Genomic DNA, 12643 nt, shown 5'->3' on the forward strand with positions numbered 1-12643 from the left:
ATGACCGTCGTCATAGACAGGACCCGAGCTTCCGCCCCCAAGCACGAAGCGGGTCCCGTCTCGGCCGCCGCTCGGGCCCGCAAGAGCGCGGATCCGGGCGGCGGTCTCTACAAGCCGCGCGCGCCGATCTATCCCAAGCTGGTCCACGGCCGTTGGCGCGCGATCAAGTGGGCGGTGATGATCGTCACGCTGGCGATCTACTATGTCACGCCCTGGATCCGCTGGGATCGGCCGGGCGTGCTGCCCGACCAGGCGGTGCTGGTCGATTTCGCCGGCCGCCGGTTCTACTTCTTCGACATCCAGCTCTGGCCGCAGGAGGTGCACTTCATCACCGGGCTGCTGGTGCTGTCGGCGCTGGCGCTGTTCCTGGTGACGGCGCTGTTCGGCCGGCTGTGGTGCGGCTACGCCTGTCCGCAGACGGTCTGGACCGACCTGTTCATCTATGTCGAGCGCCTGTTCGAGGGCGACCGCAACGCGCGCATGCGCCTGGACGCCGCGCCGTGGTCGCTGGGCAAGACCTGGCGCAAGGTCGGCAAGCACGCGACCTGGCTCGGGATCGCCTTTGCGACCGGCGGGGCCTGGATCTTCTATTTCCACGACGCGCCGAGCCTGCTGCGGGACTTCTGGACGGGGCAGGGGCCGGTCACCGGCTACGTGTTCTGCGTCCTGCTGACCTTCACGACCTATGTGTTCGCCGGGACCATGCGCGAGCAGGTCTGCATCTACATGTGCCCCTGGCCGCGCATCCAGGGCGCGATGCTGGACACCAATTCCCTGCAGGTCACCTATCGCTACGACCGCGGCGAGCCGCGCGGCGCGCACAAGAAGAGCGCCGGCTGGGAGGGCCGCGGCGACTGCGTCGACTGCCACCAGTGCGTCACCGCCTGTCCAATGGGCATCGACATCCGCGACGGCGCGCAGCTGGAGTGCATCAACTGCGGCCTGTGCATCGACGCCTGCGACGAGATCATGCTCAAGGTCGAACGGCCCACGGGCCTGATCGCCTATGACACCGACGCGGCCGTCGAGGCGCGGGCGGCCGGCAAGCCGGCGGTCTATCGCCTGATCCGCTCGCGCACGGTGTTCTATGGCGTGGCGCTGGCGGTCGTCGGCGGGCTGATGACCTGGGGCCTGCTGACCCGGCCGACCCTGGACGTCCACGTGCTGCACGACCGAAACCCGGTGTTCGTTCGCCTGCACGATGGGGCGGTGCGCAACGGCTACACGATCAAGATCGCCAACCGCACCTTCCAGGCCCAGACCTACGCCGTCGCGTTCGACGGACCCAAGGGCGCGATCCTGAAGACGCCGGGCGATCCCGCCAGCCGCGACGTGCTGAAGGTCGAAGTTCCGGCCAACGAGGTGCGCGCCGTGCGGGTGTTCGTGACCCTGCCGCCGGACGCCGTCACCGCCGCCAACATGTCCGCCGCTTTCGTCGTCGCCGCCCCGGCGGCGCAGGAGCGGACCGAAACCACCTTCCTGTCAGGAGCTGCGAACGCGCCATGACCGCCCGCGCCGTGAAGAAGCCGTTCCGGGTCACCGGTTGGCATGTGTTGTTTTCCGTGGTCGCCTTCTTCGGGGTGGTGATCGCGGTCGACAGTCTGTTCCTGGTGCTGGCCTATCGCTCGCACCCCGGCCAGGTGTCGGTGACGCCGTATGAGGACGGCCTGGCCTACAACCGCGCCGTGGCCCAGCGCCGGGCCCAGGCCGCCGTCGGCTGGAGCGCGACGGCGGCGCCGGACGCCGGCGGCGTCGTGGTCGAGATCGCCGACGCCCAGGGGCAGCCGGTTTCCGGCCTGCAGCTGACCGGCCTGTTGCGGCGGCCGGCCACCGAGGCGGGCGAACTGCCGCTGAAGTTCGAGGAAGCAGCCCCCGGCCGCTATCGCGCGCCCGCCAAGCCCGCGGCGGGCGCCTGGGACGTTCACGTCCAGACCCAGGGCCAGGTCTTCCAAGCCGAGCGCCGACTGACATGGCCATGACCGCTCAGGACTATTCCGCATTTCTGCGTCCCGCCGAGGGCGGCGGCCGTTCGCTGGAGCTGTTGGTCAAGGGCGCGCGTTGCGCCGCCTGCATGGCCAAGATCGAGGGCGAGGTCCGCACGTTGCCGGCGGTGGAGTCGGCGCGGCTGAACCTCACCACCGGCAAGCTCACCGTCGGCTTCGCGCCGGGCGCCGGCGACCCAAGCCTGGTGCTCGAGCGGCTCGATGGGCTCGGCTATCCGGCGACGCTCTACGATCCGGGCAAGGCGGCTGCGGCGCGCGACGCCGAGGGCCGCAAGCTGACCCTGGCGCTCGGCGTCGCCGCCTTCGGGGCCGGCAACGCGATGATGTTCTCGGTGCCGATCTGGGCGGGCCTGTTCGGCCAGGAGCTCGGCCCGGCCACCCGCACCCTGATGATGTGGATGAGCGGCGTGATCGGCGCGCCGTGCGCGGTCTATGCCGGGATGCCGTTCTTCGAGTCGGCCTGGCGCTCGCTGCGCTCCGGCCGCGCCAACATGGACGTGCCGATCTCGATCGGGGTGATCCTGACCCTGGTGATCTCGTTCATCGAGACCGTGCTGCGCGGCCGCGACGCCTATTTCGATGCGGCCGTCACGCTGCTGTTCCTGCTGCTGATCGGGCGTTGGCTCGATCACCGGCTGCGGGCCAGCGCACGGAGCGCCGCCGCCGACCTGCTGGCCATGCAGGCGCCGTCCGCGACGCTGGTCGGGGACGGCGGAGGTGAACGGCGCATCCCGCTCAGCGAGGTCGCGCCCGGCGACGAGCTGATCGTCCGTCCGGGCGAACGGATCCCGGTCGATGCGGTGATCGCCGCCGGGGTCTCCGAGCTCGACAAGTCGATGCTGACCGGCGAGACCCTGCCGGTCCGCGTTGCGGCGGGCGAGGCCTGCCAGGCCGGGGCGCTGAACCTGGGCGGGGTGCTGCGGCTGCGCGCCGTGGCCCGCTCAGAGGACTCCGCCGTCGCGGCGATCGCGCGGCTGGTCGAAGCTGGAGCGCAGTCGCGCTCGAAGTACGTGCAATTGGCCGACAAGGCCGCGGCGCTCTATGTCCCGGTCATCCATACGGCGGCGGCGCTGACCTTCGTCGGCGTCTGGGCCCTGGGGTTGGGGCCGCGTGAGGCGCTGCTGCGCGCCGTGGCGGTGTTGATCATCACCTGTCCCTGCGCCCTCGGGCTAGCGGTTCCAGCGGTGCAGGTCACCGCCTCGGCCCGCCTGTTCCGGCGCGGCATCCTGGTCAAGTCAGGCGCCGCCCTGGAGCGGCTGGCCGAGGTCGACCATGTCGTGCTCGACAAGACCGGCGTGCTGACTGAAGGCCGGCCGCAGCTCATCGATCCGGTCCCGGCCGCCATCGCGATGGCCGCGCCGCTGGCCAAGGCTTCGGCCCACCCGCTGTCGCGGGCGGTGGCCGCCCACGCCGGCCCGACCCTGCTGGCCGACAATGTCGTCGAAACGGCGGGGCAGGGGGTCGAGGGCCTGATCGGGGGGCGCCGCGCCCGGCTCGGCCGCGCCGCGTTCGTCGGCGTCGCCGGGGCGCCGGCCAGCGAGACCGAGCTGTGGTTCGGGATCGAAGGCGGGACCAAGATCCGCTTCGTGTTCGCCGACCAGCTGCGCGCCGACGCGGCTGCGAGCGTCGCGGCGCTGAAGGCGCGCGGCCTGAGCGTCGAAATCCTGTCGGGTGACGCCTTCGCCGCCGTGGCGCGGGCGGCCGAACAGGCGGGGATCGAGAGCTGGCGCGCAGCGCTGACACCGGCGGACAAGGCCGCGCTGGTCGCCGAACGCACCGCCGAAGGCCGAAAGGTGCTGATGGTCGGCGACGGGCTAAACGACGCCGCCGCCCTGGCAGGAGCACATGCGGGCATGGCGCCGGGGACGGCGCTCGACGCCAGCCAGAACGCCGCCGACCTGGTGTTCTCCGGCGAGCGGCTGGAGGCGGTCGTCGAGGCGATCGACGTCTCGCGCTCGGCGCGTCGACGGGCGCTGGAGAACTTCTCGTTCGCGGGCCTCTACAATCTGGTGGCCGCCCCGGCCGCGATGCTCGGCTTCGTCAATCCGTTCGTCGCCGCCCTGGCGATGTCCGGTTCGTCGCTGGTCGTAACCCTGAACGCCTTGCGCACCGGGGCGGGGAGACGCTGATGGACATCCTGATTTTCCTGGCCCCGGCCTCGGTCGCCTTGGCGCTGGTGGGCCTTGGCGCGTTCTGGTGGACCTTGCGCAGCGGGCAGTACGAGGACCCGGTCGGCGACGCCTCGCGGATCCTGGTGGAGCACGATCGGCCCGATTGATGGATATCACGGCGGCCGGCGGCGGATCGGGCGACAAGCTCTGAGACACCACAGGAGCCGCCCGTGACCCTGACCGCGCTCAAAGATCCCCAGGCGCTGGCCGACCTCGTCGCCCGCTTCGACGGCCGCGCGCCGCGCTACACCAGCTATCCGACCGCCGTGCAGTTCACGCCGGATGTCGGGGAGTCGACTTACCGCCATTGGCTGGCGGAGCTGCCGGCGAGCGATCCGGTGTCGCTCTACATGCACATCCCGTTCTGCGCGCGGCTGTGCTGGTACTGCGGCTGCAACACCCGGGCGGTGAACCGGCACGAGCCGATCGCCGCCTATGTCGGCAAGCTGCTCGACGAAATCCGGCTGCTCGGCCAGGCGCTGCCGGGCAAGCTGCCGGCCAACGCCCTGCACTTCGGCGGCGGCACGCCGAACATGCTGGCGGTCGAGGAACTGGACGTCCTGTTCGCCGCCCTCGGCGACGTTTTCGACCTTTCCCCCGATCTCGAGGTGGCGACCGAGATCGACCCGCCGGCGCTGACCCGCGATTGGGTGATGGCCTGCGCGGGCCACGGCCTGCGCCGCGCGAGCCTGGGGGTGCAGAACCTGGACCCGCAGGTGCAGGCGGCCGTCGACCGCAAGGGCACCATCGAGGAGGCGGCCCGCTGCGTCGGCTGGCTGCGCGAAGCTGGCGTCAGCTCGATCAATTTCGACCTGATGTACGGGCTGCCCCACCAGACGACGGCCAACACGCTGGCGACCATCGATGCGGTGCTGGACCTGCGGCCCGAGCGGCTGGCCCTGTTCGGCTACGCCCACGTGCCGTGGATGAAATCGCACCAGCAGCTGATCTCGGAAGAGGCGCTGCCCGGCCCCGCCGAGCGGCTAGACCAGAGCGAGTCGGCCGCCGAGCGGCTGGTCGCCGAGGGCTATGTCCGGATCGGGCTCGACCACTTCGCGCTGCCGACCGACGAGCTGGCTGTCGCGCTCGCCGCGGGACGGCTGCGCCGCAACTTCCAAGGCTACACGACGGACGCCGCGAAGACCCTGATCGGCATGGGCGCGTCGGCGATCGGCGCCTTCCCGCAAGGCTTCGTGCAAAACGTGACGAGAGAACTCGACTGGCGCTCGGCATTGGACCGCGGCGAACTGCCGGTCGCTCGCGGCGTGGCCATCACAGACGAGGATCGGTTCCGCGGCGAGATCATCGAGCGGCTGATGTGCGACTTCGCGGTGGACCTGACTGCGGTGTGCATCCGGCACGGACGCTTGCTGGCCGACCTGGCTCTGATCCTGGCGCGGCTGGAGCCGTTCCGGCGCGAGGGGCTGCTGCAGGCCGAAGCCGGCCGCGTCGAGGTGATCGGACACGGCCGGCTGGTGATCCGCTCGATCTGCGCGGCGGTGGACGCCTATTTCGACGCCCAGCAGGGCCGCCACGCCAAGGCGCTGTGAGGAGGTCAGGAGGGGAAGGCTCAGGCGGCGGCGAGGTCTTCGAGGGCCTCGCGGTCGCGGACCCGGAAGCGGCGGCAGCTTTCGAACTCGACCACGCCGGACGATTGCAGCTGGGTGATCATCCGAGACACCGTCTCGATGGTGAGGCCGAGATAGTCGGCCATGTCCTGGCGGCCCATGGCCAGTTCCACGGCGGTCTCGCCGCGGCGCTGGGCCAGGCCGAGCAGGAAGCTGGCGACCCGCTCGCTCGCGCTCTTGCGGACCAGCAGGGTCAGGTGCTCGCGGGCGCTTTCGAGGTCGCGCACGGTGGCGTCCCACATCAGGTCCTTGAGCTCATGCTCGCCGCCGGCGGCCAGCATGGCCTGACGGCTGGCGGCGAGGATCACGCAGTCGCTGAGCGCCTCGGCGGCCATGCTGTGGCTGCCGGTCGTCTCCAGGCCGAACACGTCGCCCGGATAGTAGAAGTCCCCGATCGGGCGGCGGCCGTCGGCCATAAAGCGCGAGGTGCGCACCGTGCCGCTGATCATTCGATAGACGAGATCAGCGCGTTCACCCTGGCCGTAGATCTCTTCGTCCTTGGCGAAGCTCATCGGCACGCCGATGCGGCTGATCAAGTCGTGGTCGTCACGGAGGATCGTTTCGCTGCAAGTCATACCCAACTCCCGATGACCTTTGACTAGGCCGGGGCGGGCAGGCGGAAAATTTCGGATCGTCCCTTACGGAGGCGCCCTTACGTACTCCTACGGAGGTCAGTTCACGCGGCGCGTGCGCCCGGCCCAATAGGGCTCGCGCAGTTCGCGGCGCAGGATCTTGCCCGAGGCGTTGCGGGGCAGGGCGTCGACGAAGTCGACGCTCTTGGGCGCCTTGAAGCCGGCGATGCGGGTGCGGGCGAAGGCGATGATGTCCTCCGGATCGGGATTGGTCCCGGGCTTGGGCGCGACGACGGCCTTCACCGACTCGCCCCACTTGTCGTCCGGCACGCCGATCACCGCCACCTCGGCCACGTCCGGGTGGCCGTAGACGGCGCTCTCGACCTCGGCCGGATAGATATTCTCGGCGCCCGAAATGATCATGTCCTTCACCCGGTCGTGGATGAAGAGGTAGCCGTCGTCGTCGAGGTAGCCGGCGTCGCCGGTGCGCAGCCAGCCGTCGGCGGCCACGGTCGCCGCGGTGGCGTCCGGCAGCCGCCAGTAGCCAGCCATGTTGGAGACCGAGCGGACCGCGACCTCGCCGACGGCGTTCGGCGGCAGGCTCGCGCCGGTCTCGTCGATCACCTTGATCTCGACGCCGGGCATCGGCAGGCCGGCGGCGCGCATACGAGCGTTGCCGGCCGGGTCGTGGTCTTCCGGCGGCAGGTAGACGATGGTGCCGCAGGTCTCGGTCATGCCGTACTGCTGGACGAAGCCGCAGCCGAACACCTCCATGCACTCGCGCAGCAGGTCCAGCGGGATCGGGCTGGCCCCGTAGAGGATGTACTTCAGGCGCGAGTAGTCGACCTCGCGGGCCCGCGGCTGGCGCACCACGATCTGCAGCGCGGCCGGAACCATGAACATCTTCGAGACGCGGTCGTGCTCGATGTAGTCGAGCACCTTGAACGGGTCGAACTCGCGGGCGACCACGCCCTTGGCGCCGTTGACCAGGCCGACGATGCCCCAGCCGGTGCCGCCGATGTGACCGACCGGCATGGCGACCAGGCTGATGTCCTCCGGCGCCCACTGGTTCCAGGACATCGGCGTTTCCTGGGCGCGGCGGCGGCCGCCCAGGATGTTGAGATGGCTGAGCATCGCGCCCTTCGGACGTCCGGTCGTGCCCGAGGTGTAGAGCTGCACGGCGACGTCGCGCTCGTCGATCTCGATGGCCGGGTCACGGGGCGCCTGCGCGTCGCGCCAGGCCTCGTAGGTCGGCCATTCGCCGGCGCCGGTCTCCATGGCCACGACCTTCATGTCGGGTAGTTCGGCTGCGACCGCACGGGCGGTGTCTAGCACCTCGGGACCAACGAACAGCATCCCGGCCTGGGCGTCGCCGGCGATGTAGGCGACCTCCGGCGGGGCCAGCCGCCAGCCGATCGGGGCCATGATCACCCCGATCTTGGCCGCTCCGAACAGCAGCTCGAAATAGTGGTCGCTGTTCTTGCCGAGATAGGCGATGCGGTCGCCCTTGGTCAGGCCCTCGGCGAGCAGGGCCTGGGCGGCCCGGTTGCTGCCGGCGTCGAACTGGGCGTAGGTCGTCTGGCGCCCCTCGAAGGTCAGGGCGACGGCGTCGGGACGCTCGCGGGCATGGAAGCGCGGCGCGTCGGCCAGGGTCGGGATGGCGTTGAAGTCCACGGACGTTTGGGCCACGGGCGGCCTCCCTAGAGACCGAGCACCAGGCGGGCGATGATGTCCCGCTGGATCTCGTTGGAGCCGCCATAGATCGAGGCGGCGCGATTGTTCAGGTATCGAGGCATGGCGGTCAGCACCGCGTCCGGCCCGATCGGCGGTATGTTCGACCCCGCCTCGCGGGCCGCCGGCTGATCGGCGGCGGCGTAGACGCCGGCGACCTCCAGCAGCAGTTCGTCGATGCGCTGCATCGCCTCGCCGCCCTGGGTCTTCAGCATCGACGAGGCCGGGCCGGGGTTCTTGCCGGACGACAGCGCGGCCAGGATGCGCTGCTCGGAGACCTCGATGGCCTGGACGGCGATCTCGGTCTCCATCAGCCGGCGCCGGAAGTCGGCCTCATCCAGCAGGCCGGCCTCACGGGCGGACTTGCGCAGCCGCTCGAGCATCACCTTCAGGCCGGGCGCCGAGCCGCCGCCGCGCTCGAATTCCAGCAGGTACTTGGCGACCGTCCAGCCCTGGTTCTCCTCGCCGAGACGCCCGGAGACCGGGACCCGGACGTTCTCGAAGAACACCTCGTTGACTTCGTGCTCGCAGGCCAGGGTGATGATCGGCCGGACCTTGATCCCAGGCGTCTGCATGTCGAGCAGCAGGAAGGTGATGCCGGCCTGCGGCTTGCCCTCGGCCAACGTCCGGACCAGGCAGAACATGCGGTTGGCCCAGTGCGCGTGGGTGGTCCAAAGCTTGGACCCATTCAGTACGTAGTCGTCGCCGTCGCGCTCGGCCCGCAGCTTCAAAGCGGCCAGGTCCGAGCCGGCGCCGGGTTCGGAGTAGCCCTGGCACCAGTAATCCTCGCCCGACAGGATGCGCGGCAGGTAGTGCGCCTTCTGCGCCTCGCTGCCGTAGCCCATGATCACCGGCCCGACCATGCGCAGGCCCATGGGGGCCAGGCTGGGCGCGCCCGCCCGCGCGCACTCGGCGGCGAAGATGTGCCGCTGCATCTCGTTCCAGCCAGGGCCGCCATAGACCTTAGGCCAGCTTGGCGCGGCCCAGCCCTTGGCGTGCAGGATCTTCTGCCAGGGCAGACTGTAGCGCTTGTCGATGAAGACGCTGGTGGCGCGGCGTCCGGCCTCACGCAGGTCGGGGGGCAGCGCCTCCTCCAGGAAGGCGCGCACCTCGTCGCGGAAGGCCAGTTCTTCGGCGGTCAGATCCAGGTTCACTTGGCGGGCGTCCTAGAAACGTCCGCGCAAGGTAACGCCGTAAGTCCTCGGCGGCGCAAGGAAAGTCGCGAAGGTCCCGGTCTGTAGCGGCTGGTCGACGACGACCTGGTTGTAGTCCTCGTCGGTCAGGTTCTGGGCCCACAGTTCGGCCGACCAGCGCTCGTCCTGGCTGGCGAGCACCAGACGCGCATTGACCAAGGTCAGCGGCGGCTGGGACTTCAGCGGGTCGAGGTTCGAGCCGGTGTTGTACTCCGAGGTGTACTTGGCCGAGAGGCTGGCGCGGAACTCGAGGGTCTCGCTGACCGGGCGCTCGTAGCTGACGGTGCCCGCCGCCGACCACAGCGGGGCGTAGGAGAGGCGGGTGTTCGGCAGGCGCGGCGAGATCCCCGCCGGCGGTGCGAAGTCGCCGAACTGGGTCTCGGCGTAGGTGACGCCGCCGGAGAAGCTGAGCCCCTCGACCGGCGGGCGCCACATCAGGTCGACGTCGACGCCGCGCGAGATCACTTCCGGGATCGAGGCGACCAGCCAGCTGATGCCGGTGTAGGTGTTGAGCTGGAAGTCCTCGTAGGTCTGGTGGAACAAGGCGGCGTTGGCGACCAGGCCGTAGTCGGCGGTGTTGGTTTTCACGCCGAGCTCGTAGCTGACCACGGTTTCGGCCGGGAAACTGGTGTCGGGATTGATCACGCCGGCGGCCAGGCGCGCGCGGTCGAGGTTGAAGCCGCCGCTCTTGAAGCCTTCGGCGTAGGAGGCGTAGGCCATGACCCCTTCGTTGAAGCGGTAGCTGGCTTTCAGGGTGCCGCTCCAGCGGCCCTCGCTCTGCTCCTGGTTGGTGACCACGTTGTTGAAGGCCGGGTCCGAGTGCGGCGCGCAGATCGCTCCGCGCGCGGCGGCCGGGATCGGGCGGACCAGGGCCGCGGCGCAGGCGTTGGCCGGAGCGGCGTTGGTGTAGTGGCTGCGGACCGACTTCTCGTCGTCGGAGTAGCGCAGGCCGAGGGTGAGCTCGAGCGCCTCGGTGACCTTCCAGCTGTTGTTGGTGAACAGCGCCCAGCCCTTGGAATTGTGGTCATAGCTGTCGCGCGGTCCCGTGCCGGCCGGGAAGTTGGTCCCGAACGGCAGGCCGGTCAGCACCGAGACGAAGGCCGGGTTGGGGCTGCCGGTCGCCGCCGACAGCAGCAGCCCGAAGTAGGGCTCGTAGGCCGTGCCGAAGGTGGTGGCCGCGGCGGCCTTCAGGTCCTCGTCCGAATAGAAGGCGCCGATCAGCCAGTTCACCGTCTCGGTGGCGCCGGCGAGGCGAACTTCCTGCGAGAACGCCTTGATCTCGTTGAAGCTCGAGCCGTCCGCCGCTCGATACCAGATGTCCGCCGACGAGAAGTCGATGTCCGAGCCGTTCTCCGCGCGCCAGTCGCGGAAGGCGGTGATCGAGGTCAGGACCAGATCCTCGTTGATGTCCCAGTCGAGCTGGGCCGAGACGCCCTGGTCGGTGATCTTCGAGCCCATGTCGCGGTTGGCGTTGGCGATCCGCGCGCCGGGGTTCGGCGGGCGCTGGACACCTTCGTCCGCGGCCAGCGCGTCGACCAGCGCCGCCGTCGGCCCCGCGACGGTGACGAAGTTCACGCAGCAATGCTCGTCGCGGTTCGAATAGTCGGCCAGCAGCTTGATGCTGAGGCTGTCGGTCGGGGTGAACAGCAGCTGGCCGCGGACGGTGTAGTAGTTCTGATCGGTGTCGTCGGTGCGGGTGCGAGGTCCGGCTCCGACGTGGACGTCGGCGAAGCCGTCGCGCTCGCGCTTGGCCGCATAGAGGCGGCCAGCCAGCTTGTCCGCGACGATCGGGCCGGTCACGCTGCCGGCCACGCCGAGCGCGCCGTAGTTGCCGACCGTGAGTTCGCCCGCGGCTTCGAAGTCGAAGGAGGGGGCCTTGGTCAGCACGTTGATGACGCCGGCCGAGGTGTTCTTGCCGAACAGGGTGCCTTGCGGGCCCTTCAGGATCTCGACGCGCTCCAGCTCGCCGAGGTCGCCGAAGGCCACGCCGCTGCGGGCGCGGTAGACCCCGTCGATGACCGTGCCGACCGAGGATTCCAGGCCGGGATTGTCGCCGATGGTGCCGACGCCGCGGATCCGCGCCGAGGTCTGGGCTTCGCTGGTCGACGAGGTCACGCTGAGGCCGGGGGCCAGGACCTGCAGGTCCTTGATGTCCCGAACGCCCGCATCCTGAAGTTGCCGCTGCGGAAGGGTGGTGACGACGATCGGCACGTCCTGCAGGTTCTGCTCGCGCTTCTGGGCCGTGACCACGAGTTCGGCGACGGTCCCCGATTCCTGCGCGGCGGCCGGAACTGTCGCGCAGGCGAACGCGAGCACCGCCCATGAGGCGGTCGTCAGTGCTTGTTTCATCTTCCCTCCCGCAGCCGGCTGCGCCGGCGAACCGTTCTTGCACGTCGCCGTCTTGTCGCGGCGAGGCGGGAATGCTTGCGGAAAAAGGCTTTGAGGGACAAGCTAACGGATGTGATAGGCGCCGCAGGGGAGGCAGGCCGTCGTGGCGTTGAGCGCTGAGTCTCACGAGGAGTACGAGCTGATCGAAGGCCTCGCGGCGCAAGTGCGCGACCGCGGCCGGGAAATCGATCTGCCGTACATCGCGGTCAGCGCCGACATCGGCGACCCCGAACCGATGCGCGACCGGCACGGCCGGCCATTCGCCGAAACGTTGTTTCAGTGGCTCGACCCAGGATTGCAGTACTGGAAGGACCGCGGCTTCGCGCTGCGTTCGGCCTTCGTCTTCGCCTGCCGCTACACGGCTGAGCCCTTCTACTTTCAGGACGGCCGCTTCGGCGCCTGGCGGCCTTCGCGCCGGTTGGCGGCGATCGACGTCGTGCAAAGCGCCGACACGGTCGAGATCGGCACCGCGATCATCGCACCGGCGCACCTGCCCGGCGGCGTGATCGGGGCGATCGTCTGGGCCTCGCCGGAGGTGTTCGACGTGCGGCCGGTGTTCGAGCAGCGGGCGGCCGAACTCTCGATCCTCTCGCTGCGCTTCATGGCCGCTTACAACGATCGCGGCTTGTCGCCGAACGGTCTCGTCCACCTGACCCGGCGCGAGATCCAGTGTCTGAAGTGGGCGGCCAAGGGCAAGACGGACGGCGAAATCGCCGAGATCGTGAAGATCTCGATGCCGACCGTCCGCTTCCACATGCGCAACGCCGCCGACAAGATGGGTGTCGCGGGCCGGCCGCAGGCGGTCCACCGCGCCTCGGTGCTCGGCTATGTCGGCGAGCGGAGACCGGCCGGCCGCGCCTGAAGCTTGCATCGGGTTTCGGCGACGATGCGTCGGCCGGCCGGCGCTGGGCGTTAGGGTCCTCACCACCCTCCCACGGGGCAAGGCAGGAGACCTCA

The 12643-nt window shown here is 69.8% G+C and carries 10 protein-coding genes; 6 read left to right on the forward strand and 4 right to left on the reverse strand.

All coding sequences use genetic code 11. The annotated features are described in order from the left end of the window. From ccoG to hemN, 5 genes are all read left to right on the forward strand, one after another. The gene (ccoG, locus tag AC1Q87_RS04035; RefSeq protein WP_492607690.1) at window positions 1-1506 is read left to right on the forward strand and encodes a cytochrome c oxidase accessory protein CcoG; all 1506 of its coding nucleotides are present in this window, start codon (window positions 1-3) and stop codon (window positions 1504-1506) included. After that, a complete protein-coding gene (locus tag AC1Q87_RS04040; RefSeq protein ID WP_492607691.1) occupies window positions 1503-1979 on the forward strand; it encodes a FixH family protein in 477 nt (158 codons plus the stop codon). Before ccoG ends, AC1Q87_RS04040 begins: the two co-directional genes overlap by 4 nt. Next, window positions 1970-4132, forward strand: a complete 2163-nt coding sequence (locus AC1Q87_RS04045) for a heavy metal translocating P-type ATPase (RefSeq protein WP_492607692.1) — start codon at window positions 1970-1972, stop codon at window positions 4130-4132. Before AC1Q87_RS04040 ends, AC1Q87_RS04045 begins: the two co-directional genes overlap by 10 nt. Beyond that, a complete protein-coding gene (gene ccoS / locus AC1Q87_RS04050) occupies window positions 4132-4281 on the forward strand; it encodes a cbb3-type cytochrome oxidase assembly protein CcoS (RefSeq protein ID WP_492607693.1) in 150 nt (49 codons plus the stop codon). Before AC1Q87_RS04045 ends, ccoS begins: the two co-directional genes overlap by 1 nt. 63 nt (window positions 4282-4344) lie before the next feature. Continuing rightward, entirely contained in the window at window positions 4345-5724 is a 1380-nt protein-coding gene (hemN, locus tag AC1Q87_RS04055) for an oxygen-independent coproporphyrinogen III oxidase (protein WP_492607694.1), read from the forward strand. Between the two features lie 20 nt (window positions 5725-5744). Here the strand turns inward: hemN and AC1Q87_RS04060 are convergent, their stop codons facing one another. The 4 genes from AC1Q87_RS04060 to AC1Q87_RS04075 form a co-directional block, all read right to left on the reverse strand. Beyond that, window positions 5745-6377: a helix-turn-helix domain-containing protein gene (locus tag AC1Q87_RS04060; RefSeq protein WP_492607695.1), complete on the reverse strand. Its 633-nt coding sequence runs from the start codon at window positions 6375-6377 to the stop codon at window positions 5745-5747. Window positions 6378-6473: 96 nt separating this feature from the next. Further along, window positions 6474-8048, reverse strand: a complete 1575-nt coding sequence (locus tag AC1Q87_RS04065; RefSeq protein ID WP_492608265.1) for a fatty acid--CoA ligase — start codon at window positions 8046-8048, stop codon at window positions 6474-6476. 26 nt (window positions 8049-8074) lie between these two features. Further along, on the reverse strand, window positions 8075-9259 hold the full coding sequence (locus tag AC1Q87_RS04070; RefSeq protein WP_492607696.1) for an acyl-CoA dehydrogenase family protein: 1185 nt from the start codon (window positions 9257-9259) through the stop codon (window positions 8075-8077). Between the two features lie 12 nt (window positions 9260-9271). Further along, on the reverse strand, window positions 9272-11647 hold the full coding sequence (locus AC1Q87_RS04075) for a TonB-dependent receptor (RefSeq protein WP_492607697.1): 2376 nt from the start codon (window positions 11645-11647) through the stop codon (window positions 9272-9274). Window positions 11648-11789: 142 nt separating this feature from the next. On the opposite strand from AC1Q87_RS04075, the gene AC1Q87_RS04080 reads away from it, so the two are divergent. Then, window positions 11790-12548, forward strand: coding sequence for a helix-turn-helix transcriptional regulator (locus AC1Q87_RS04080; RefSeq protein ID WP_492607698.1), 759 nt, complete (start codon window positions 11790-11792; stop codon window positions 12546-12548). Window positions 12549-12643 lie beyond the last annotated feature (95 nt).

Source organism: Phenylobacterium sp. GW823-FHT02A09, from assembly GCF_058797775.1.